This is a genomic window from Bradyrhizobium sp. USDA 4516 (assembly GCF_054055915.1).
In genome coordinates this window covers 6691060-6713637 of sequence record NZ_JBSRXT010000001.1, presented here as the reverse complement: position 1 = coordinate 6713637, position 22578 = coordinate 6691060, and the positions used below count along the sequence as shown (strand labels likewise).

General features: G+C 59.6%; 20 protein-coding genes and 1 pseudogene. 8 read left to right on the top strand and 13 right to left on the bottom strand.

The features are described from left to right. Positions 1-56: 56 nt before the first annotated feature. The 7 genes from ACVI1L_RS30540 to ACVI1L_RS30510 all read right to left on the bottom strand — a co-directional run bounded on the left by ACVI1L_RS30540 (position 57) and on the right by ACVI1L_RS30510 (position 10413). Complete coding sequence (locus ACVI1L_RS30540; protein WP_456784589.1) at positions 57-848, bottom strand: autoinducer binding domain-containing protein; 792 nt, start codon at positions 846-848, stop codon at positions 57-59. Between the two features lie 90 nt (positions 849-938). Then, complete coding sequence (locus ACVI1L_RS30535) at positions 939-4025, bottom strand: alpha-mannosidase (protein WP_456784588.1); 3087 nt, start codon at positions 4023-4025, stop codon at positions 939-941. Further along, entirely contained in the window at positions 4022-5275 is a 1254-nt protein-coding gene (locus ACVI1L_RS30530; protein ID WP_456784587.1) for an AGE family epimerase/isomerase, read from the bottom strand. Before ACVI1L_RS30530 ends, ACVI1L_RS30535 begins: the two co-directional genes overlap by 4 nt. 136 nt (positions 5276-5411) lie before the next feature. Continuing rightward, positions 5412-6302, bottom strand: coding sequence for an SDR family oxidoreductase (locus tag ACVI1L_RS30525; RefSeq protein ID WP_456784586.1), 891 nt, complete (start codon positions 6300-6302; stop codon positions 5412-5414). A gap of 52 nt (positions 6303-6354) precedes the next feature. Further along, positions 6355-7575, bottom strand: coding sequence for a serine hydrolase domain-containing protein (locus ACVI1L_RS30520; RefSeq protein ID WP_456784585.1), 1221 nt, complete (start codon positions 7573-7575; stop codon positions 6355-6357). Positions 7576-7627: 52 nt separating this feature from the next. Then, positions 7628-9010 carry an MFS transporter gene (locus ACVI1L_RS30515; RefSeq protein WP_456784584.1) on the bottom strand — a complete coding sequence of 461 codons (1383 nt, stop codon included), beginning with the start codon at positions 9008-9010 and terminating at the stop codon, positions 7628-7630. Between the two features lie 185 nt (positions 9011-9195). Then, positions 9196-10413: a carbohydrate porin gene (locus ACVI1L_RS30510; protein WP_370144979.1), complete on the bottom strand. Its 1218-nt coding sequence runs from the start codon at positions 10411-10413 to the stop codon at positions 9196-9198. Between the two features lie 670 nt (positions 10414-11083). Between ACVI1L_RS30510 and ACVI1L_RS30505 the strand changes: the two genes are divergently transcribed. Together ACVI1L_RS30505 and ACVI1L_RS30500 are read left to right on the top strand one after the other, a co-directional pair. Continuing rightward, entirely contained in the window at positions 11084-12595 is a 1512-nt protein-coding gene (locus ACVI1L_RS30505; protein WP_456784583.1) for an AMP-binding protein, read from the top strand. Between the two features lie 4 nt (positions 12596-12599). After that, positions 12600-13808 carry a TetR/AcrR family transcriptional regulator gene (locus ACVI1L_RS30500; protein ID WP_456784582.1) on the top strand — a complete coding sequence of 403 codons (1209 nt, stop codon included), beginning with the start codon at positions 12600-12602 and terminating at the stop codon, positions 13806-13808. A gap of 406 nt (positions 13809-14214) precedes the next feature. On the opposite strand, the gene ACVI1L_RS30495 is transcribed toward ACVI1L_RS30500, so the two are convergent. The 3 genes from ACVI1L_RS30495 to ACVI1L_RS30485 form a co-directional block, all read right to left on the bottom strand. Continuing rightward, positions 14215-14406, bottom strand: coding sequence for a hypothetical protein (locus tag ACVI1L_RS30495; RefSeq protein WP_028342770.1), 192 nt, complete (start codon positions 14404-14406; stop codon positions 14215-14217). 244 nt (positions 14407-14650) lie between these two features. Further along, positions 14651-14896, bottom strand: coding sequence for a thermonuclease family protein (locus ACVI1L_RS30490; protein WP_456785629.1), 246 nt, complete (start codon positions 14894-14896; stop codon positions 14651-14653). Positions 14897-15557: 661 nt separating this feature from the next. Then, complete coding sequence (locus ACVI1L_RS30485; protein WP_456784581.1) at positions 15558-15803, bottom strand: LuxR C-terminal-related transcriptional regulator; 246 nt, start codon at positions 15801-15803, stop codon at positions 15558-15560. Between the two features lie 641 nt (positions 15804-16444). Here ACVI1L_RS30485 and ACVI1L_RS30480 point away from each other — a divergent pair. Then, entirely contained in the window at positions 16445-16651 is a 207-nt protein-coding gene (locus ACVI1L_RS30480; protein ID WP_456784580.1) for a hypothetical protein, read from the top strand. Between the two features lie 10 nt (positions 16652-16661). Next, positions 16662-17333 carry an SOS response-associated peptidase gene (locus ACVI1L_RS30475; RefSeq protein ID WP_456784579.1) on the top strand — a complete coding sequence of 224 codons (672 nt, stop codon included), beginning with the start codon at positions 16662-16664 and terminating at the stop codon, positions 17331-17333. Positions 17334-17341: 8 nt separating this feature from the next. Here ACVI1L_RS30475 and ACVI1L_RS30470 read toward each other — a convergent pair whose 3' ends face one another. Next, positions 17342-17554 carry a hypothetical protein gene (locus tag ACVI1L_RS30470; protein ID WP_080686856.1) on the bottom strand — a complete coding sequence of 71 codons (213 nt, stop codon included), beginning with the start codon at positions 17552-17554 and terminating at the stop codon, positions 17342-17344. 343 nt (positions 17555-17897) lie between these two features. Between ACVI1L_RS30470 and ACVI1L_RS30465 the strand changes: the two genes are divergently transcribed. The 3 genes from ACVI1L_RS30465 (at position 17898) to ACVI1L_RS30455 (ending at position 20025) form a co-directional block, all read left to right on the top strand. Continuing rightward, entirely contained in the window at positions 17898-18788 is an 891-nt protein-coding gene (locus tag ACVI1L_RS30465) for a 3'-5' exonuclease (protein WP_456784578.1), read from the top strand. A 171-nt stretch (positions 18789-18959) separates the two neighbouring features. Continuing rightward, positions 18960-19184, top strand: coding sequence for a hypothetical protein (locus ACVI1L_RS30460; protein WP_456784577.1), 225 nt, complete (start codon positions 18960-18962; stop codon positions 19182-19184). Between the two features lie 445 nt (positions 19185-19629). Continuing rightward, entirely contained in the window at positions 19630-20025 is a 396-nt protein-coding gene (locus ACVI1L_RS30455) for a hypothetical protein (RefSeq protein WP_245311447.1), read from the top strand. 336 nt (positions 20026-20361) lie between these two features. On the opposite strand, the gene ACVI1L_RS30450 is transcribed toward ACVI1L_RS30455, so the two are convergent. Beyond that, on the bottom strand, positions 20362-20484 hold the full coding sequence (locus ACVI1L_RS30450) for a hypothetical protein (RefSeq protein ID WP_456784576.1): 123 nt from the start codon (positions 20482-20484) through the stop codon (positions 20362-20364). 22 nt (positions 20485-20506) lie between these two features. Between ACVI1L_RS30450 and ACVI1L_RS30445 the strand changes: the two are divergent. After that, positions 20507-20855: pseudogene (locus ACVI1L_RS30445) on the top strand (SOS response-associated peptidase family protein); the annotation flags it as partial. Positions 20856-20939: 84 nt separating this feature from the next. Here the strand turns inward: ACVI1L_RS30445 and ACVI1L_RS30440 are convergent. Continuing rightward, entirely contained in the window at positions 20940-22532 is a 1593-nt protein-coding gene (locus tag ACVI1L_RS30440; RefSeq protein ID WP_456784575.1) for a recombinase family protein, read from the bottom strand. Positions 22533-22578 lie beyond the last annotated feature (46 nt).

Below are 22578 nucleotides of genomic sequence, written 5' to 3'. Positions count from 1 at the left end.
CCGTTTTGGAATTATTCTTGGAAGAGCTGGCGCTGTCCTAATTCATCCGCATGAAATCACTGGAGCAGTCCTCGGCGCAACGCCTCGCCGACACACTGCGCAATCGACGCCGCTCCGAGCTTGGCGCGTGCGTTCTCCAAATGGAAGGAGACGGTTCGTGCCGATATCCCGACCAGCACCGCAATGTCCGTCATTGTCTTGCCCTGCGCAGTCCAGGTGAGGCACTGCCGTTCTCGTTGGGTTAGGATGTCCTGTCCATCTGAAATCCTTGGACATCGGCGTCGTTCGGCAGAAAGGTGCGCGTGAAAATAAACTGCGATCACGTGAACGATCTCGAGCAGCTCCGTAGCCGGACGCTCAATCACCATCGCCTTCTCGTCCACAGCAAGCGTAAAGGCCACCGTTCGCCCAAATCCGCCCCTGATTGGAATCGTAAGACCGGACTTGATGCCGAAGGTACTGGCTTCATCAAAGAACTGGCGTTCTGCCTGACTCACCGATCGATCGCGCGCGCTGCTGCTCCAGCTGAATATCTTCTTGTCACGTGACACGCGGCGGACCACCGGGTCCAGCCGCTGATAGTCGCGTTCGGCATATCGCCGTGTCCATGCCTTGGGATAGGATGAGACGATCGCGGGCTGGCCGCTCACAATATCGAGATAGGCAAACCACCGAAATCCCAATTGCTCAGCCGTACGCCGCGCGACCTTCTCAAAGCCGCTCGCTCCTTCAGCCGTGTTGACGGCATCGGCAAACTCCTCGAGCAGACGTTCAAAGGCTCCCATGAGCTTGCAGCCTGGTTCGCTGAAGTTGCTCAGCCCTGTGCAACCGACGCCCATACCGGACATTGGCAGGGCTTTTCGATGCGCGCACGCGCCAATGTGCGGCGGCCATTCCCTCCAGTCTTCGACGGCTGCAAGCAGGTTGATGCATCGCCGCTACTCGCGATTCAACGGCGCCGGAAACACGCGAATGGTCATGACCTGGAACGCGCGCAGCGACAGGCGGCAGGTACGACCGTCCATCCTTAACTGCTCAATTCGATCTTCGAGGATGTTGCTCGCCCACACCGACGATACGTCGACCCTGAACTCCAGCATCGCGCGCACCTGAACACCTGAGCTTTCGTAGAGCCGGACGACCCACCCTCTTCCATCTTCCGCCGGCTTGATCGTATCGACGATCACGCTGGACGGAGACGCCCGCAGAAACGATTGTCGCAGCGGTTCATGCGGTTGCCCCTTGGTCCAAAGCACCGGACGCGCAAAGCACAGGGCGTGCCGGACCGTGCCGGCGGCGCGCCAATCGCCCTCATGAGGATAGATCGCGTAGCGCATGCAGTGGCGTCCAAGATCGGCGTTCGGGTCGGGAGATACAGCGCCGCGCAGCAGTGTGAGGGCAAGCTGGTTGCCAAACGTCGAATACCCGTGTTTGGAGGCGCTGAACAACGACACGCCGAAATCCGGCTCCGACAGATCCGACCATCGATGGCCAGGAACCTCGTACCTGGCCGCGTCAGCATCCGTATTGGCGTGCGTCGGCCGCTCGGTCGCACCGAACATGGTTTCATAGGTCGCACGCGATGCGTGGCAGGCGACAGGAAACATCACCTTCAGAAGGGTCCGGCGCTCCTTCCAGTCGACGGAGGTCTCGAACTCGAGGTGGCGTGCTCCGGCGTCCATGCGGATGACCTGCGCAAGCTGGCTCGCTTTCCCGAGCGCCCGCTCGAAGCGGATCTCGCCCCTGACGCCACCATCCGACAGAATGCTGAAGCTCACCTCTCCGGTCAGCTCCCGCGCCGTCTCCAGCGCGAACGGATCGATGTCCCATGCCTCGAAGTCGAGCGGCCTGTCATCATACAGCAGAAACCGGGCACCCGCCGATGCCAAGGCTTCGCGGCCGGTCGGCAGATGGACCAGCGACTGGACCAGGCCGTTGCGGTCGATTCGCGCTCTAAGATACAAGTTCGTCAGGACGAACCCGTCCGGACCGGCCGACATCGTGACGCGCTCATCCGTCGCAACCACCTCACCGGCCGCGAACGGTGGCGCAACGACATAGCGGAGTGCGCCTTCTGGATCGGACATGACCTCGGCGCGAGAGACACCGAGGGGGTTAACCGGCGTCCACCAGGCTCCGCCGGCGTCGCACAATGCTGCGAGCAGCAGCTGGCTGCGGCGTTTGGCCTTTGCCTCCACCGCAGCGAGGTCGGCTTCCGCCCTCTCGTATACTTCGCGAATGCTGCTGCCCGGAATGATATCGTGAAATTGGTTGACCAAGACCGTGCGCCACAGATCTTCGATGTCGCCCGCCGACGGCGCTGGCCGCTTCCAGGCGCACATAAGCGCGGCCACGAATTCGAGGGCTTGAAGGGCGGCCTCGCAGGCACGATTGAGGCGCTTGATTTCAGCCTGCGTGGTGAAGGTGCCGCGATGATATTCGAGATAGAGCTCACCCTCGATCGTGGCGAGATCCTCGGCCGACATCGCAAGGCGATCGAAGAACTCGTCCACGGTCCGCATCCGAATCCTTGGAAGCCCCTGCAAATCCCTCACGCGCTGCAGTGTCTCGAGCATCGTCTCATCGGCACCTCCGCCGCCGTCGCCATGTCCAAACAGATAGAGTGCGTCGGCCGACCGGTCAGCGTCCTTGTAGTTGGCCGCGTGATAGCGAAGCTCCGCGACCTCAGCTGAGCCATTGTAGGTATCCGCGGGCGGGAAATGGGTCAGCACCGTGCTGCCGTCGATGCCGCGCCAATGGAAACTGTGATGGGGCGGCGAGGTGAACTTGTTCCAGGACAGCTTCTGAGTCAGGAATCGAGACATTCCCGCCTGGTGCATAAGCTGGGGCAATTGGCCGTCATAGCCGAAGACATCCGGATTCCAGAATACGGCCGAGCGTCGCCCGAATGTTGTCTCGAAGTAACGCTGACCGTACAAGAACTGGCGGCAGATCGACTCTCCCCACGGCAGGTTACAGTCGGGTTCCACCCAGCTGCCGCCCACGGGGATCCATTGTCCGGCGGCTGCCTTGGCGCGGATGCGCGCGAACAGGCCAGGATCGTTCTGTTCGATGACGGCGTATTGATAGGCTTGAGAACAGGCGAACTTGAAGTCGGGATAGCGGTCCATCAGCGCAACGGCGGTCGAGAAGCTGCGTTGCGCCTTGCGCTGCGTTTCGTCCAATGGCCATAGCCAGGCCGTATCGAGGTGAGCATGCCCGATCGCCGATAGTTCGTGCGCGACGGTGCCGTTGCGTGCGTTGAGCAGGCCGTCGAGAATCGCTCGCGCCGCGGGCCAGGTCGCGCGATCGTCGGGATCAGCGATATTGCACACGCGGTTCAGCTCGTGCAGCAGCCGGCCGGCCCATGTTCGGTCCAAGGCAGGTTGTACGACCTCACCTACGCCGCCGTAGGAGCGGGACCTGTTCGAAGGATCCCTGTCTGCTTCGAGCTGGCGAAGCACGCTGTAGTCGAAATAGAACGCCGACGCCTCTGGATCAAAGCGACGCAGTTCGCAAGCGGCCAACGCGTAGCCTTGCGGCTTGCTGCCGAACGCGCCGAACAGGCCGTTGCAGGCTACTTCGACGTAGAAGGTGAGCTGCTCCCCGCCGCATGCCGACTGCAACAGCGGCGCGGTGTGGCGACCGGGATTGAGACCTTGCGACGAGCGTCCGTCCAGCCAGAGCAAGGCTTCCGAGTGGCTATCCCAATGGAGATCTATTCTCGCACCCGCCCAGGTCTTCGGTACTTCGGCCACGACGCGGACCCAATAAGTCGCCCAAAGCGGCCCGAGCTTCTCGCCCAGAGCGACTGGCCGATAGTCCAGCCGGAGGGCCTCTTCCAGACTGATGCGCCCGGTCGGTCCGGCAAGCTGGAGAGAAACCACCGGCACCCGATCGGAGTGAACCCTGCGCAGCAACCTTTGCGCAAAGCGTTGCAACCGACCGCGGGTGTAGCTCGGGTAGCGCCCGCGAGCCCGTGCGACTGGCGGATCGTTCGCAGGTTGGTCTGCTCTGTCGATCATTCCTCACCTGCACCGGCGCTGGCATTGCGGCCGGCGCCGGATCCGATCACTGCAATCTCCGAAGACCTGGATTCCAGCAGCGCCAAACGCCGATGGATGGCCTTATCGAGAGCATCGATCGCGCATACCAGATGGTAAAGTGAACTCGCAGTAGCTGCCCCTGTAAGTTCGCCGTTCCCTGACATCTGGTCCCACCATAGCCCTCTGATGGGCGTCCGGAGAAATCGCTCGAGGGTTTTGCCGGCTTCGGCAGCTATCGCCCACCACCCATCCCCCTCGCGCGCGGCGCGCGCAACCGCCGCCTTGAGCCGTTCCGTTTGGGGCCAGAGACGGGCCGTGTCCTCAAGCACCGTGAAGTCGTCAAGAATAGCATCGACCACGACAGACCGAGGGCGGGCAATGCCATGCTCTTCGCCGATTTTCTGCAGTTGATCGACGATCGGGTAAACCGAGTCATTCCTCGTCAAATTGGCCCATTTGGTCAGAAGCCACGCCCACTCGAATTGATGTCCGGGTTCAACGATCCGACCGGCAATACCGACCTGAGGCGACCAGTCAGGGTTGAAGCATTCGTAAAGCGCCCCTCCGCGTCCGACGAAGCGTGTAAGCGCCAAGTCAACAATGTCATGCGCCAATTGTTGCCAGGTCCCGCTGTCGTCGAGCTCGATCCAGGCGAGACAGGCCTCAAGCAAATGCATGTGTGGGTTCGAATATCGCTGGGTGGTTGGCCGGTCGCTTTCCACAAAGCCGCCACCGCGATGCCGATACGAGCCGATCAGACAATCGCGTACCGAATACGCAAGCCGTTCAGCTCGCCGCCGGGAATGCCTCGACACGGCAGCGCCAGCCAACATGGCAAACGCCTGATCGTAAAGTGCAGCGCCCTCTGACAGGATCATGCCATCGTGAGAGAGTAGACTTCGAAAGAGCCCATCTGTGCGCAGAAAATCGACGAAGTACCTGTCAACGCCGCGCAGCAGCCGCTCGACGTCCAACCGAGCGCCAAGTCGATAGGCCGTAAGGAGAGCGTAAATCTGTCGTGCCGGTACTCTTGCTCTCCGAGCAGCCACCACCGGATGCCCTCCCTGGGAGATCGCCTCCGAGAAGATGCCGGCCACATCGAGACCGATCCTCATCCACAACGGAACGGCTTCATCCAGTAACCAGGCCCTCAGTCTCTTGTGCACGTGCCGGGCTGCAGTGAAACCGGGCGATTCCGTCGACCACATCGAAGATGCCGGACCTTCCATTGTGTGAGATCTTTCGCGTGAGGAGAAGGAGATGCAGTCACACCAGCGTGCCCGCGAGAAACCGGCTCAGCCCAAATGGCTTACGTCCGGTCAAAGGAACCACGGAGATGCGGGACTAGGTTCGCCTGCAAAAACATCATGGCTCTGCCGGCTTGGATCCATCGGCTTTGAGGCGGTCGGGCCCGTTCGCCCGCTCGGGTACCGCGTGCGAGACGTCGATCGCGTCCGCAGAGGCGTCTCCGAGGCTGACACCCCCATCGCAGTTAAGAATTGCCCCCGTAACGTAGCTTGCCAGGTCAGATGCCAGAAATAGCGCAAGATTCGCCACGTCGTCCTTGGTGCCGTAGTCCCGCAAGGGAATTCGCTGTTTCGCTTGTGCTTCGAGCTCGGCCGTAGGCGCAAGCTTTGCCATGCCGACGGTCTCTGCGATCGGCCCCGGTGAGATTGCATTCACGCGCACACCGGCGGGCCCCCACTCCATGGCAAGGCATTTCGTCAGCATGTTGATTCCGGCCTTCGCGGCGCAGGCGTGGGCCTGAAACATGCTCGGTGTCGTGCCCTGCGGTGCTGTTATCGAGATCAGAGATGCGCCAGGCCGGCGCAGATATGGAAATGCCGCCCTCAGCACGTTGAAGGTGCCGATCAAGTCAATCTCGACCACTGTCTTGAAAGCGTTGGCAGACATGCCCATCGCCGGAGCAAGGAAGTTTCCGGCGGCTCCGGACACCACGATATCGATGTTTCCGAACCGCTCGACCGTCAGGGCCAGGGCAGACTCAACCGGACCATAGTCCCGTACATCCGCGACGAGCCCGATAGCCTCGTGTCCATCGGCAACCAGATCTCGGGCCGCTTTCGCTATCCTCTCTTGACTACGACTGACAACGGCGATCCTGGCGCCAGCATTGGCGAGCGCTCGGCCGATCGCGAGATTGATCCCACCGGACGCACCGGCGATGAACGCGACCTTTCCCTGCAGAGGTCGCTTCTTGTCGATGGAAGGCCTTAATCGTTGACGCGAATACATGTTGAATGATCCGGAAAGGAGTGGGTTGCAGGAGCGACGATGATTCCGAGTGTTAGATCTTCCAGACGCCTCCGAGATTCGATCGATAACCGAGAGCTCGATAGGTCGCGTCCACCAGCGATTGTCCCCGGCAGTTGAGGAGAATCCCCCTACCCAACCGGTTCATCGTGTATCCAAAGCTCAGGCGCGCCCGGGGGTCGGCGAATCCCAATGATCCGCCGGCTCCCGCGTGGCCGAAGGCCGCGCCGGAGAGAACGCAGCTCTGGTCCGCGCCCGGCAGACTGCGATTATCGATCGACTTCATGAAACCGAAGCTGAACCGGGTCGGCATCAGAAGCGTAGCATCCTCCCGGGTCGTCACCGCTACTTTGTTCAGGCGCGCGATCGCCGGCCGCGCCAATAAGCGTCTGTTTGCGACCAGCGCATAAAGACCGGCAAGTCCGCGCGCATTCGTGACACCGTTGACTGCGGGTATCTCTGCCGCACGCGCCTCACGGCTCGTGAAGTCGAAGCCGCCCGTATTGGCGAGGAACAGATGCGCCGGCGATTCTGGTTGCTGGAGCGCTGCGAGCATGAATCGCGACACCGAAGCCGTCTCGTCGGGCTGCGATTGGTGAAGCTCCGCCACACGGTCTTCGAGATCGATCGGCAGACCGATCCAGAAGTCGAGCCCGTTTGGGATGGCCAGCTCTTCCCGAAAGAATCGACCCAGACTGCGTCCAGTGATCCGCCACACGATCTCGCCGATGATCCATCCGAACGTAAACGCATGGTATCCCAACTGCGAACCTGGCGGCCAAAACGGCTCCGCCCGCGCAACGAGGTCGGTCATGTATGCTGCGTCGTAAAAGCCGCCCCGCCTGACCGGCTCACGCAAGTGCGGCAAGCCCGCGGTGTGGTTGAGCACCATTGCGACAGTCGTTTCCCGTTTGCCGGCCTGCGCATATTCCGGCCAATACCGGGCAACGGGGGCATTGAAATCGAGAAGGCCGCGCTCGGCGAGCAGATGGGCACAGAGCGCTGTCGCCCCCTTCGTCGCCGAAAATACCAGCGAGATCGTATCTCGCGTCCAGCGCGCCCCGTTGGAGCTCGCCTGCCCGCCCCAGAGGTCGACCACTTTCCTGCCTTCGTGCGTGACGCAAACGCTGGCCCCGAGCTCACCACGCTCCGCGAAATTGGCGCAGAAGGCTTGCATAACCGGCTCGAAACTTCGGTCGTAGCGGCCTTCGATCTGACTGCCGCCGACCCTCTTGAGAACATCAAAAACGCCCATCCGTTCCTCAATTCGCGTGATCTCGTTGTCGCGAAGCCACCCATGCGGGCGCTTATTCGCGTGATGCGAGGCGCGCCAGATTCGCTTCGTGGATTGCGCGCGTGATCGGAAACGCGGCGATAAAGGCGATCGAGAGCAGATACAGCGCCGCCTGGATCGGAAGCGCAGTAAGAGCCAGATCTCTCAAGACCTCAGCGCTGACCTGACCGGGCACGGCCCCTTCCGGGAAATGCACAAAGGTCAGGATCATGCCCGACACGAAGAGGCCTACGCCCGACACGCATTTCTGTGCGAAGGTGTTCGCCGAGAAGAGCAATGCTTCGGAACGCCGACCGGTCGACAGCTCACTCGCCTCGCTCACATCGGCAAGCATGGACGCCGTGAGGATCGACGAGCTCACGATCAACGTCAGAGAGATCGTCATCGCGATCAGGAGAACAGGCAGTAGCAGTGGGGATCCGTTGGCGGGAAAATAGCCGGAAAGCCGCAGCACAAACGGACCATAGTAGAAGACGATCGACAGCAGCCAAAGCGCGATGGCCGATCGCTTTTTGCCCAGATGGCGCGAAAGGCGTGGCGCGACGGCTGCTCCGAGGATTGACGCTGCGAGCACTCCGAGCATCAAAGCCGACAATTGATCCGAGTCGAAGCCCCAGAAGTAGGTGTTGAAGTAGGTACTCAGCGTAATCTGGATTCCAGCTGCCATGGCACTGCATACGCCGGCGGCAAGCAGGATCAGGAACGCCCGGTTTGAGAAACTCCCGATCATATCCTTCAAGGCAGCAACAAGACCTCCCGCCCGATGCACGGGCTGCCGAAGCCAGGGAATATGTCGTTGCGTACCGGCCGCAGACACCATGATGGCGACGCACATGACGACGCTGGCGACTACGCCGTAGTGCGCGTATCCATCTGGATTGAGCTGGCCGACGGGATGATCGATGTCCGGACGCAGAAAGACGATGAAGGCCACGAATGCCATGCTGACACCGCCGAACCATGCAAAGAACGTCCGATAGCTGAGAAGGCTTGTCCGGATGTCGTAGTCATCGGAGAGCTCAGCGGCCAAGGCCGAGCTTGGTATCTCGTAGAGAGCCAGAACGCTGCGCACGACAATGATGGTCACGAGCAGGTAAATCGCAAGCGCCGGGTGGCTCCAACTCGACGGCGCATTCCATAGAAGGAGATAGGTTAGACCGGCCGGTATCGCAGCCACATACATGAATGGATGACGCCTCCCCCAGCTGGAGTGCCAACGATCCGAAACGTAACCGATGATCGGATCGATCAATGCATCGAGCAGCAGGGCAATCATCGCGATGGTTCCGACCAATTGGGCGGAAAGCCCCATTACCTGGTTATAGTAAAGCAGCAGAAGGACGTTGAAGCCGTTATCCTTGATGCCGAACGCGAGGGAGCCAACGCCATAGAGCATACGCGTGGCCGGGCTGATCGGTGGTCTTTTCGTCGCTAACGGCAACAGACCTTGCCTATCAAAATTCGCTCTGAGATTCATGTTGGAGACCTTTTTCGGGTGTCTGGCAGGGCTCGTAAGCCCACACCCACGTCTTCGTCACTTCGCCTGAGGGCTTCGACCGCTACGCTCGCGCGCTGAAGAGCTCAGAACGCCGTCGTCAAGCTCGCCATGAAGTTGAGTGAATTCTTAAGCCGCGGCGTCGCACTCGGATGAACGTTGTAGCTCGTCCCCAGCATGAGATAGACGCCGGGATTCAGACGAAACGAGTTACTGACCGTGACCGATGCATAATCACCGAAGGGCCTGATCCCGGTCAGTAGCGCCTGAAAATCGAGAGCTGACTTGCTCAGTGTGGTGTAGCCAAAGATGAGAGCCGTCTGGTCCATCGGTCGTCCGGGAATGATTCCCATGCCGTAGACGCGCCCCTCATAGTAGTTCTGATACATGTTCTTGTCGGGATCGGAGGTCATGTAAAAACCTCCCACGTAGTAGCCTTGATAGGCCTCATAGGGGGCGGACGAGATCTGCGAGACCTGAACGTCTGCCGCCGCGTAAAACCCCCAGTTCGTATCGGTCTTGCGCCCCGCGGAAAAATCGAAGTAGGGCGACGTGTTGTACATGCCGCCAGCGCGGACCCAGACCGATCCCTGCGTGGGTGATGCAAACGTCTTGTAGCCAAACTCATCGATGAACAGAGCCTTGGCGTCCGGACTGGAGAACCCAAGGCCGATTGGGTTGGCCTGCTGCTCGACGTCCGCTCCGTCCGGAGAGATACTCCGCTGCACACCTGCCTTGTTATAGAAATTGTGTGGCAGATTGATCATGAGGTTGGCGCCGGGCGCGGGCACGCCCTGTCGCGAAAGTCCGAGCTCGTATGGGACAAGAGCCTGCGGCCCTGTTGCCATGCTGGCAGCGACAAGCAAGCCGAGGTAGTTCTGCGCATTGTAGAACACACCGGCCTGAAGCTGCACGGTATCGTCCATCAAGGACTGGAAGTAGTACAGGTTCGCAAACTTGGCTCCGGAGGGGCCGAGCGGCTCCCAGGTCGTCCCGGTCAGCATGGCTCCGACGGAGAGCTGCCCGCCTGTCAAGCCAAGCCGGCCAAGGTCGTAGCTGAGCGTCACTTCCGAAAAGGAATAGGTCGTCGGTATCTGCCCTTGATAGGTCTGCGGCTTGGGCGGAGCATTGTTCAGCATATTGGCGGTGAATGTGTTCGTGCTGTAGGCGACGTAGCCGATGCCATATTCGGCGAGCGCCGTTCTCAGTCCGTTGGGATCCTGGAAGATCGATTCCGCGGCGGGTGGAACCGTCGTGATCCAGCCTTTCATGGACAGCTTGTCGAAGGCCGCAAACTTGATCATGTTCGCGACCTCCGGGGACACGGCACCGCCAGCAGATGGCGCCGGCGCTGCGCTTGGACCCGCCGACCAAGCTCGCGACACCGTTGCAGGCGCAGCAGTTCCCGGTTGCGACGGAGCTACGGCTGGCGCTGCCGCCTGTGCCGGCTTCTTGCGCCCTGTTGCTGGCTTCACAGGCGCGCGGGCCATCTTCGCCTTCCCGGTATCGTCATCAGTTGCGGCATGCGCCGGCGACCCGATGAACAGGACAAGCGATGCGCACACGGCAACCCCAGTGTGGGTCCACGCCGTCGCCCGCGCGGTTGCGCCATCGGCCGCAAAGCGCGCCTGACACCCGCCAAACTTGCGCTTCCCACCACCACAATTTCTCTCAAGCCCGTCCATAATTCATCCTCCCTGGTCTTATTTTATGTTTTGAGTACGTTATTTTTTGTTCTGGGTATCCTGTACAGCGCGGGCTGACAGCTCGTCAAGCGTCGACGCAAAATCGTCACATCAACCGAATTTTCTGGCTATTTCCTCAAATTGTCAGGCAAAACCAAACCGATAGCGCGATAGACATTGCAGCACAGTCGGCCTTCACGGCAAACAACCCCTATGATTTTTGTTTTGGGTTTGTTGTTATCCAGCTTATGGTGGGATGATCCGCAAACGACAAGACAGGCAGAGCGCAATGACCGAAATACCCCACGCAATCTCAATCGGAGCGAAGATCTCGAACCTCGCCTGGGATTCACCGTCGGCAGATTGCGTAACCTTCGAAGGCGTCACACTGACGCGGCAGGAGCTACATCTCTCGTCGAACCGGATGGCTCACGCACTGGCAGCGAGGGGCGTCGGGCTCGGCGATTTTGTCAGCATTGCCCTGCCCAATGGGCTCGATTTCGTGGTCGCGACGTTTGCTGTCCTGAAGCTCGGAGCCATACCGCAACCCGTCTCCGGAAAGCTGCCGGAGAGGGAGCTCGAGGCAATCATCTCCCTTGCCCGCCCTCGCGTGGTAATCCGCGCTGCGGCGACACGGCCTTCGGACGTCACACCCGGGATACTGATTGCGGAAACCATCGACGAGACGGATCTACCCGATCGGATCTCCCCTGCCCTGAAGGCTCCGACGTCCGGAGGATCCACGGGACAGCCGAAGCTGATCGTGTCCGGTCGTGCAGGTATCGTCCTGCCGGGTGAGGAGGATTTCTATGGCATCAAGCGAAGCGACATCGCGGTCATGCCGGCTCCCCTCTACCACAATGCCCCGTTCTCCCTGGCGCTCGTTGCAATACTCGCAGGCGCTCATCTTGTGCTGATGCGCAAGTTCGATCCTGAGAACCTTCTGCAAATTATTACGCGCCGCCAGGCTACCTGGCTCTATCTCGTACCCACAATGATGCATCGGATCTGGCAACTGCCCCAGGAGGCTCGAGACAGGAGCGATATTTCTTCGCTGCGCAAGGTATGGCACATGGCCGCGCCCTGCCCTCCGCGGCTCAAGGAAGCCTGGATCGGATGGATCGGCGCCGAGAAACTATGGGAACTATATGGTGGGACAGAGAGCCAGGCAGTAACGGTCATCGGGGGCCAGGACTGGCTAGAGCACCGCGGATCGGTCGGCCGTCCAGTAATCGGCGAGATTGCGATTCTTGATGACGAGGGACGACGGTTGGCGCCAGGAACCGTCGGCACCGTTTACCTGAGAATGCCCAGCAATGCCGCGCCGACCTATCGCTACATCGGCGCCAGCGCCGAGCGGATCGGGGAGTGGGAGACGTTGGGCGATCTCGGCTGGATGGACCAGAACGACTATCTCTACCTGACGGATCGGCGCACCGACATGATCCTGGTCGGCGGCGCCAACGTTTACCCTGCCGAAGTCGAAGCCGCCCTGGAAGAACATCCGCTTGTTACGTCAAGCGCGGTCATCGGCCTTCCCGACGAGGACCTTGGCCATCGCGTTCATGCCATCGTCCAAACCTCCTCGACAATCGATCTGGACGAGCTCAACCGGCATCTGGCTGAACGCCTCGTCAGCTACAAGCGCCCACGATCCATCGAGATTGTCGCCTATCCGTTGCGAGACGATGCCGGTAAGGTACGGCGATTCCAATTGAGGGCCGACCGTGTACCAGGAGCGGCTTCCAGCGAGGCGCCGCGCATGTCAAACGATGAGCGACTGACCCTTGAAGGTAGATAGAGTGATGACGCCTTCCGTTGCAATCGAAGCCAAGCCGAAACGCTTTCGCCGGCGCGAGGCAGTGCTTGGCGTCGCCATCCAGTTGATCAATGAGGTCGGCCTGAGAGGAATGACCTTTGTCGAAGTCGCAAACAAACTTGGCATCGTAGCAACCGGTATTGCGTACTATTTCCGTCGCAAGGAGCAATTGGCGAGCGCCTGCTATATTTCGTCTTTGCAACGCATCCAAGGCTTCATCGCTTCGACGAGCGGCGAAACTGTCGAAGCACGACTTCGGGCCTTCCTGTCCATCTATTGCCGCTACCTTGCGGATGCTACGGCGGGGCGCGCACTTGCGATCGTACGTTTCGACGAAGTGCGGGTACTGGCAGACTCTGCTGTAGACGATGCAATCGCTCAAACGTTCAGCAAATTCCGTCAATTGCTGCGCAATCCTGCAGACAGGAATAGCCGTGTTTCCAACGCCCACGCACACCTGCTCTTCTCCTGGATTTTCTGGATGCCGGCGCTGCTCGAACGGCACTCCGAGGACGAATATGAGGCAATAGCCGGCATCGTCCTTAGACTATGGCTGGAGGGAGTTTCAGCGCAACCTTTGACGGGCGGACGGCCTCGCGCCTTGGCACACCAGTCTCCGCGCAGGGATGATCGGGCCGAGGATTTCCTGAAAGCTGCGACCAAAGTACTCAATGAGCAGGGCTATGCAGGTGCGTCGGTTGAGCGCATATCAGCGATGCTGAACGTGACAAAGGGCTCATTCTATCACCACCATGAGGCGAAGGATGATCTGGTCGTGTCATGCTTCGAGCGCTCCCTGTCGCTAGTACAGTCGGCAAAGCAAGACGCAGCCAGGCTCTCCGCTCCGGGAGCAGAGAAACTCCGGGCGTTGGCCGTCCACCTGATCGAACACCAGCTGCTTGGAGAAGCACCACTGCTGTCGATGTCCGCTCTGATGACGCTTCCCAAGCACATCCGCGCCGACCTGCTGCACAAGTCCGACCGCATCACGAATGGATTTGCTCTACTATTCAGCGAGGGTATGGAGGATGGCTCGATCAGAACTACTTCACCCGTCGTCGCCGCATGGATGCTGTCATCGATGATCAACGCGGCCGTCGATTTGCGCACGTGGGTCCCCGACTTGACCGTCGACAACGTGGCCGATCTATTCGTGCGGCCGTTCTTTGAGGGTTACGTCAGGTCCTCTGTGTAATCGGAACACGCGGCCGGGCAAGGTCAACGAAACTGAGGTACGACGGATCGTGCTGGATGAAATGCAAATTGCAAGCCGACGTAGTGATGCCACTCCGGTAGAAGCTCACTGACAAAGGGCAGCCGACGAAGGCGCAGTGATAGCGACGCGGGCATGCAATGCCCGCGGGCACCGAGGCGACTGCGGTCGCGAAGCCGGTTAACAAGGGACCCGAACGGGGGACAGTGATAACGACGCCGGCATGCAATGACGGCGGGGCCCGCGGGCGAGCGCCTCCGGCGAGCGACACATGATGGCGCGCGAGGGATCGAAGCCGGATGGCCGAGCCGCCACGCGGCTCGGTTCACGAGGGCCCGCCGCGGCGAAGCCTCACGCGCGCAAACTAAATCCTGAGAAGACGCGGGGTTCAGGGAATCCGGATTTCCTCCCGAGCCTTGGTTTCCGCGTCATAGATTCTCACCTGAAGCCTCGGAAAACGCTTCTTGAGCTCTTCGCCACCTGCCCTGGCGCCGGCCTGGGTTGAGAATTCGACTTTCAACCGGCCATCCACTTCGAGCCCGTAACCCGAAGTTGGTAATTTAGGAGTGGCTGCAACCATGTCGTCCCCGTCGTGCAGTGAAGGCAATCGAGGGCGATTTGGTAACGTGAGTCGCCCAAACCAGGCTAGCGTCACTTCCGCCAACAACCGGATTGTCCGCCTGTATCAAGGATGCGCGTTCGCATCGTCCAAGCAGGAGGACGGCTTACCATTCGCCCGGATGCAGGCGCGATACAGCCACGGCTCCACATAGCTCCCCTTCCCGATTCTTCGACCGGCGCGCTCTGCGTCCTGCTGAGCTGCCTCATATCTGCCCTTCGAGTATCGAGGCCAATCCAGTGCAAGGCCACTGCACAAGCCATTCCCCGAGATCGGCACCGCCGACCGAACAGGTCCCCACCGTCCGACCATATGGATCGAGGCTGAGCGGTATGCAGTCGACCGATCGTCGGCCGATAAGGCGTCGAGGTCGTTTGCCGCCTGCGCGCCACAGCGATACTGAAGACTTGTCCTCGCCGCGGCAGAACTGGCTGCTCTCCGGCGCGTCAATTCCCCAGAGACGGATGCGCTCGTCGCGTTCATCGTCAGCCTAGGCAGGCTTCTGATCGCCTGAACTGTCGTACCTCATGGATGTGACTCAAACTTGGTCCCAGCGCTCTCCCGGGCGCTGGGGCCTTTTCTTTGGGCGACATCTCGTCACCGGGATTCTACGGAATCCACCTCTACGTCATTGGGCGCTAATTTTGCTCTTGCCGGGGCTAGATTTCATTCCGAAGCAATTTTCAAATTTCCGGTAGAGGGGCCGTCTCGCGACACGGCCCCTTTTCATTTGGCCCTCGCTGGGGTCGTTTCCTTGGTGCAAAAAAGCCCGCCATCGCGGCGGACTTTCGGATCAGGCAGCTTTCCTTAGCCTGTGGTTGCTTTGGTCAGTGCCATCGATGATGGCGCTGGCGGAGCTGTGCCTGTATGCACCACCCAGAAATCTCTGTGACTTTGGTATCCCAAGCATCTTGACCCACTCGACGGCCCCTTAAGGCCGATTGCGGGATATTCCGGGCTCGCGCCGTGGTGGCGTCGACTTGCCGTTTCTCTTAAGGGCGTTGCCCGCTCGTGGTATGACCGGATCAGACGAAGAGGCCGCCAACTGAGGCGGCCTTACTATTGAGTGGCCCCAGCAACTTTGGGGGCATGGGGGCCGTTGCTGGGGCCATCTACCGAGGCCGATGCTCCGAGCCAGGTTTGTGAAAGGCTACTGCTGGCCAACGAGCCAATCTTTTCGCTGCGTCCACGATCTGAGTTTGAGAATGGATTTCTAGCTTCCTAAGCAAGCGAAGGCGCTGAACCGATACCTGCGCTTCGGTGCCGCCGATCTGCACGGCAATCTCAGCATCGCGCCGCCCGAGAGCCATGCGCCTCAGGAGCTTCTTTTCACGCGGGCTCAGTATCAGCGCCGTCACGGCGCGAACATCACTATGCCGACGATGATGAGTGGACTTAGTCCGAACAGAACAATGCAAGCGCCTTTAAGTGTGTCACTGCCCATGACACAACCCCTCCGGTTGGGGATTAAAATCCTATTCCCGAATGCCGGATGGCCGCTAGTGCAATTTGTGCCATGGCAAGCGCCGTGGGGTGGTAAATAGCTGGTTCTCGGAGCATGTTAGCCTTTATGAGACCGTGGCTAAAAATGGCGCTGATGGTTTTCGGCTTGTGCGCAGGCTGGATGATCGTTGGTCTATTGACCGTCGACGACGATGACGAATTCCACCAAGTCATCGCGGTATACAAACCGCGCTAACTGGGGGACTGGCACTTCGTTCACGCACGGAGAACCCCGGACACCATCGCTGTTCCGCTCGTTGAGCTAAATCAAGAACGGATGGCGTCCCATGGAAACTGATGGGGCCAGAACATCCAATGGCGCTCTCGGTGGTCCTACTGAGAACAGCGGCCAAGCTACGGCTTCCGTTCGCTTAATCCGAACTAGGACACTCCCAAAATCAACTTAGGACACCGGGGCTCAACTACGGACAGCTTGACTCCATGAGAACAAAATAAGAACATGAGTCATCGACGGTCAACCCGGAAACAAGACCAAATGTCCTCGGTTTCCAAGCCGAACGAACAGGACGATGGACTTGAGGCTGCCGTCGATCAGGCTATCGCTGCTTGCGGCGGCGATCTGCGCGCGACCATTCGTACCCAGATCGTTGCGAACAATTTCCTGGAAGCCGAGATTCTAGAATTGAGAAAGGCAGTTTCGCACGCCTTCACGCGGGGGCGGTTTCGGACCCACACGAGATAGACGACGCCGGATGTGCAATCTCTATTCGATCACGACCAACCAGGCGGCGATCGCCGGCCTGTTCAGGCACATGAATCGCTATGTCGGCAATCTTGCGCCGATGCCCGGTGTGTTTCCAGACTACCCTGCACCGGTGATCCGCAATGCCAGCGACGCCGCGGAAATGATGCTGATGCGCTGGGGCATGCCGCCTCCACCCAAGACCGGGGGGCCGCCGGTGACCAACATCCGCAACACCTCCTCGCCGCACTGGCGCGGCTGGCTGAAGCCGGAGCATCGCTGTCTCGTGCCGGCGAACAGTTTCGCGGAGTACGCCCCCGAGCCAATTCCCGAGACCAAGAAAAAAGACGTCGTCTGGTTCGCGCTCGAGCAAAGCCGGCCGCTGTTCTGTTTCGCCGGGATCTGGACCGAGTTCAGAGGCGACCGCGGCACCAAGTCGAAGCCGATCCCCGGCCCTCACCTCGTCTACGGCTTCCTGACGACGTCGCCCAATGCGATTGTCGAGCCGATCCATCCAAAGGCAATGCCTGTTATCCTGACCACCGCGGAGCAGCGTGACGTCTGGATGCGCGCTTCCTGGGATGAGGCGAAGGCGCTGCAGCGCCCCCTGCCCGATGATCTGCTGCAGATCGTAATGCGTGGCCCTGATAAGGAGGACGTCACGCCGCCGCTTGAACTCTAGACCGCAGGTCAGCCACCGCCGCTGCGGCTCTTGATCCACAGGGCCATTGCACCGACCAAGGCCGTCAGCACTCCACTCCACCAGATCGAGCGCGGCCGCGCGGCGCTGATCGAACTGAGGTACAGAAATGCTCCGAGCACGACACCATAGTGCTTGCGAAACTCACCGCTTCTGCGAGCGATTTCAACGAGGTCCGAAGACCTGACTTGCGGATCTGCCATCACGACCACCTAACCGTCCGAAGGCACCATGATAAAAGTGAGTTGGGTGTTTCGTCGAGTCTTATTTCGTCTTTTCCGAATTATGTGATCAAGGCATGCCCGGTTGCGGCGCGAGGCATCGAGGCAGCGACGCCGTGACGCGAAGCGGCACGATCACGAGAGCCGGCCCGCATCCGCCGGCGCTCAAACCGCTCCATCACCAGGCCAATTTCACGCAAGGCCTTCTCTTTGCCGGGTGCCGGCAGTGAGCCAGGACCTATCCACAGGCGCAGCGATGCCGGTTCCGGCTTGATCGGGTAAGCTTGCCCCCCACCACCAGGCCCGACCCCGATCACACTCGATAATGACCGTTCAACCGACCCTCGCTGAGATCGCCGCCATGCTGGAACAGTCGCCCGACTACCGGGTGCTGCGACGACTGGTTCCACGCGCCGAATTCACGCCACACGAACAGCCAGAGAAGATCGCGATCCTGCTCGACGTCGAAACCACCGGCCTCGATACCGCCAAGGATGAGATCATCGAGCTCGGGATGGTCAAGTTCAGCTATCTTGCCGACGGCAGGATCGGCCGGGTCATCGACACCCTTAGCGGCTTCAACCAACCGTCGATCGCAATTCCCGCCCAGATCACCGCGCTGACCGGCATCACCGACGCGATGGTTGCTGGTCACAGTCTCGATGAAGACCGCATCAACGCGTTCGCCTCCGAGGCGGTCGTCGTCATCGCACACAATGCCGGTTTCGACCGCAAGTTCATGGAGCGTTACGCGTCTTTGTTCGTGCACAAGGCCTGGGCCTGCTCGGTCAGCGAGGTCGAATGGCGCAGCCACGGCTTTGAGGGATCGCGCCTGTCCTATCTTTTGATGAAAGCCGGGCTGTTTCACGAGGCACACCGGGCGGTCGACGATTGCCAGGCGCTGCTCGAGATCCTGGCGATGGCCCTGCCCGAGCTCAATCGCACTGTGCTCTCGGTGCTGCTCGAGCGCGCCCGCCGCAAGACGATCAGGATCTGGGCCGAGCAGTCGCCCTTCGAGCTCAAGGACGAGCTCAAGCGACGCGGATACCGCTGGAGCGATGGCGCCGATGGCCGGCCGCGGTCCTGGTACATCGACGTCGATGATGGCAATCAGTCTGCCGAAATCGAGTATTTGCAGGAAACGATCTACCAAAAAGACGTCGAGATCCGGATCCAGACACTCACAGCGTTCGACCGATTTTCCATACGGGTCTAAGGACCAACTGTAGCTTTCACTGGATTCCAACGTACGGCCGACGAATGCTCCTGCCGGCCACCTTCGGAATTGCCCGCTGGCCTCGATCCTGCCGCTAGTCATTCATGAACGATTAGGCCAAAATTACCGGACGCAAGGCGGCAATCGCCCGCCCCCCTGTTGGCTATGAACATGCGCAATCCTTGTCGCGCTCTTTGTCTTCTGGCGGCTTTCAACGCATTGCCGGCAGCATCTTCCCTCACCTTGGAAAATATCAAGGCAAGGCTTGAAGCAGCTGGCTATACGCAAATCCGCGAAGTGCCATCTGGCAAGATCAAGACGTTCAAGGCCACACGGGATGGGAAGGAACGGTCCATTCTCGTCGACAGCACCGGCCATATCCAGGAATTGCGATAGAGTCCTTGAGGCTCGAACCGCAATGGGGATCACCCGCGCAGCTGCAACGAGATCTCGGTGCTCGTGAACGTTCTCTCGGGTGTCAGCACCACCATGTCTACGACGGTCATCGCCGGGTGGCTGTACACATATCTGACGTGCCAAAGCGGCCCGACGTCGGGTGAGATAACAAAATCTCCGGATTCGAGCGCGCGGGCGATCGTTCTGACTGCCACACTATTCTTTATCGGGAGCGAGAAAACTGTGTCGACAAGCGCCGCAAGGGTTACGCATCAGCAAGGAAGGCGCGAGCTACGTTGTCCCCGTGCGCCTCCCGGAGGGCCGACACGATGCGGCGACGGCTTCTGGGTTGTTCACTCTGCACGCCTTGCTGAACCATGAGACGGTCAAAGGTAACCGGGCTTAACCGGTGACCTCGTCCTCTTATAGGCCAGGAGCCCTTCCGTTGGTAACTCAAAGCGGACCGCCTTCACCCAATCCGGAGCCCGCCCTTCGGCTCAATTCTGAAAAAACGCCCTTGCCGCCAGCAGGAGGCGTGAACATCTATCATGTCGAGCAACGCAATATCCCTAACGGTAACAAGATGGACCTGACCGAAATCCAGAACTACGCGATACAGGCGAGAATGGCGTTCATCGTTGGCGCGGGAACGTTTGACCGCGTGTTCGCCGGCATCCGCTTTGCGGAGATCGACGGGCATCTTCTGTATGTCTACGCAAGAGACGAATCGAGCGCAGCCGAAATCGAGGACAATTTCGCCCTGCCGATCGCAATCGTTGCGTCGCAGATCGTCGGCCGGGAAATCAATGTCGTTGTCGTGCTACCGAAGGTCCTCCAGTGAGGGTCCCGCCAAGCGCCTGTTAGGCTTCTGCCGCCGCTGTCCGATCGCCGCATACTGCACTTGTCCCAGCCACGTCTCGTTCGACGGCCAGAACACCGTATTGATCCGGATTTCGGGAGAGGCAGGACGGCCGTAATACAATGCCTGCCGATGTTAACGTAACTTGCAGAGCATTTTTCACCTTTCGAGTTTTTACAGGCCCATTGCAGCCGGCCGGAAAGGACCGCCCCTTGGACGGTCCTTTTCGTTTCCACGGTCCGTTTCAGCGGCCATTGCGGGGATTCACCTTTGACGAAGGAGCAACTCGCTCGAGACGCGGCAGACATCTTCCGACTGCTACGGGCATTCCGCGCGATTAAGGATCGAGCCGCGCGGCGAAACGTTGTCGAGGCTGTCGAGGCAATGGCCGAAGGTTGCGTAGCCGACAAGGTCCTCGACGACAAAGGCGGAAAGCCTCATGCTTGAGCGATGTGCTGCGGGCTGGCTTAAGCCGGAGAACCGCTCCCTAGTGCCGTTCAATAGCTTCGGTGTGCTCCGGAGCCGAGCCTGGAGACCAAGAAAAAGGACACGGCTTGGTTCGCGCTTGACGACGATCGGCCGCTGACGGCCTTCGCCGGCATCTGGACCACGTTCAGGGGGTGATCGGGCGCCAAGTCAAAGTCGATCCCAGGTCCTCACAACGTTTATGGCTTTTTGGCGAGGCCGGCGAACGCTGTCGTTGAGTCAATCCACCTCAAGGTCATGCCCGTTGTCCTCACGCGATGTATGGATGCGGAGCGCCGTGAGATGAGGCAAGAGCGCTGCAACGACCTTTGCGGGACGAAAAGCTTTGCGACTGTGAACCAAGGGACGGAACGAGAACCCGGCTACGTCATGAGTCTTGCTGTTGGCAAGCGCTCCGGAAGCGGCGCCAGCTATTTGACCTTGCGAGTTCCGGTTCGTACAAGCGAAAGCTTTCGATGTATCCCCATTGACAGGGTATGCGGCGACTTGAAGATCTCAAAACCAAGGCGGTCTCGCGCAGCATCGCTTATTCTTACGCCATCTCTCGTATCTGGTTTGACCAAGCCCGTTTTCGGGATCAGCACGTAGTCGAGCACCGACTTGGCGTCGTTGGTCAGCCTGATGACGACGACCCAGCGGCCGATCACCTTTCGAATGAATGGAATGCGGTACTGGTTTAGACACCCGGGATAGCGGTATGCGCGAGCAACGCGAAAGTCCAGCAAGACCTCCCTTCCGATAAGGAGTTGATCGTCCGTTGAGTTTGCTTTTATGCCGAGCGTTTTGAGATCCGCCACGATCTCCCGGCACAGCGCCCCTATCTCCTCTGCCCAATGCTCTTTCGCATCAATGTATGTATGGTCCCGTTCGGAAGTATAACCGATCAACCGGTAAGCTTCTCGAATAGTTCCGAAATGGCGAATGAAAGTGTGGAAGCTCGGCAATCCTACGGTGCTATTGATGATACCGGTGCTCAACCGTCCTCTTTTTTTGAGGGTCCGGCGCAATCGAACTAGCATTTCAGTTTCTGATACCTCGACACGCCGATTAGCAAGAATTTTTTGGACGCGTTCGAAGGTGGACACGCTGATCACCGGGTCAATGCACCGTTCCACGCGAATCCACTGGTCGGGTGGATTGATGACTCTTGGCCCCTTGAGTTTGCGCGAGACTCGATTGTAAAGGAGGTTTCCGATAAAGGCTTCGTTTTTGAGAATGCGATAGATGAGCGCAGGATTCCAAGGGTGCCCCGTGGATGTCTCCACATTGCGGCGGTTCAGCTCTCTCGCTATCCATGCATCGCATTTTCCCTTGAGACATTGCGCGAAAATCCATTTGACGATGGTGACCTGATCCGGAGGCCCCGGCCGGATCTTCACGCGGTCGGATTGCAAAAATTTGACCTCGCCCTTCTCCAGAAACATCTTCGGCCGCTGCTTCTGGTCAACGAGCTCGCGTCTGAGACCGTAAGTCTTCGGAGCGCCTACGGAGAACCCTTGCCGGATAACCCGCGAGTGGGAGGCATGCACCCTGGCGGATAGATCGCGACTGAAGTCGGCGGCCTGCGTTCGCTTGAGATACTTTCCCAATGTAGAGGCCAAACTGAAGTCATTCTTGAATCCCTCGGCGCAATATTCGACCTCCACCCCGGCTTGCCGGCAGAGGAACTCGTAGTGAGCACCTTCGTCTAGATCTTGAAACCGCCCCCACCGGCTCACGTCGTATACGAGAAGCTGACCATAATCGGCTGCGCCTGTTGTGACATCGCTTATCAACCGTCGAAGGCCTGCTCGGTTCTTGATCTGAAGGCCGCTTTTGCCTTCGTCCGCATAGGTCTCGACGATCGCCAGACGGTGCGCGCTGGCGTAAGCCGCGATCACTGCCATCTGGTTTGCGATTGAGTAGACTTGCTTTTCGGTAGACATGCGAACGTACTGCGCCGCTCGCCGTTCCATGTCACCTTTTGGAAGGTGATCCTTCCTTATCGTAAGTGCATTTGCCATGGGCACCCCGACGGGGCCAGCTTACTCCATCTTTGCCATGCCCCAA

Bases quoted from the DNA above. Each gene is read 5' to 3' on its own strand.
- ACVI1L_RS30540 (WP_456784589.1), bottom strand. From the start codon at position 848: ATGTCCGGTATGGGCGTCGGTTGCACAGGGCTGAGCAACTTCAGCGAA.
- ACVI1L_RS30535 (WP_456784588.1), bottom strand. From the start codon at position 4,025: ATGATCGACAGAGCAGACCAACCTGCGAACGATCCGCCAGTCGCACGG.
- ACVI1L_RS30530 (WP_456784587.1), bottom strand. From the start codon at position 5,275: ATGGAAGGTCCGGCATCTTCGATGTGGTCGACGGAATCGCCCGGTTTC.
- ACVI1L_RS30525 (WP_456784586.1), bottom strand. From the start codon at position 6,302: ATGTATTCGCGTCAACGATTAAGGCCTTCCATCGACAAGAAGCGACCT.
- ACVI1L_RS30520 (WP_456784585.1), bottom strand. From the start codon at position 7,575: ATGGGCGTTTTTGATGTTCTCAAGAGGGTCGGCGGCAGTCAGATCGAA.
- ACVI1L_RS30515 (WP_456784584.1), bottom strand. From the start codon at position 9,010: ATGCTCTATGGCGTTGGCTCCCTCGCGTTCGGCATCAAGGATAACGGC.
- ACVI1L_RS30510 (WP_370144979.1), bottom strand. From the start codon at position 10,413: ATGATCAAGTTTGCGGCCTTCGACAAGCTGTCCATGAAAGGCTGGATC.
- ACVI1L_RS30505 (WP_456784583.1), top strand. From the start codon at position 11,084: ATGACCGAAATACCCCACGCAATCTCAATCGGAGCGAAGATCTCGAAC.
- ACVI1L_RS30500 (WP_456784582.1), top strand. From the start codon at position 12,600: ATGACGCCTTCCGTTGCAATCGAAGCCAAGCCGAAACGCTTTCGCCGG.
- ACVI1L_RS30495 (WP_028342770.1), bottom strand. From the start codon at position 14,406: ATGGTTGCAGCCACTCCTAAATTACCAACTTCGGGTTACGGGCTCGAA.
- ACVI1L_RS30480 (WP_456784580.1), top strand. From the start codon at position 16,445: ATGTCCTCGGTTTCCAAGCCGAACGAACAGGACGATGGACTTGAGGCT.
- ACVI1L_RS30475 (WP_456784579.1), top strand. From the start codon at position 16,662: ATGTGCAATCTCTATTCGATCACGACCAACCAGGCGGCGATCGCCGGC.
- ACVI1L_RS30470 (WP_080686856.1), bottom strand. From the start codon at position 17,554: ATGGCAGATCCGCAAGTCAGGTCTTCGGACCTCGTTGAAATCGCTCGC.
- ACVI1L_RS30465 (WP_456784578.1), top strand. From the start codon at position 17,898: ATGACCGTTCAACCGACCCTCGCTGAGATCGCCGCCATGCTGGAACAG.
- ACVI1L_RS30460 (WP_456784577.1), top strand. From the start codon at position 18,960: ATGCGCAATCCTTGTCGCGCTCTTTGTCTTCTGGCGGCTTTCAACGCA.
- ACVI1L_RS30450 (WP_456784576.1), bottom strand. From the start codon at position 20,484: ATGAGGCTTTCCGCCTTTGTCGTCGAGGACCTTGTCGGCTACGCAACC.
- ACVI1L_RS30440 (WP_456784575.1), bottom strand. From the start codon at position 22,532: ATGGCAAATGCACTTACGATAAGGAAGGATCACCTTCCAAAAGGTGAC.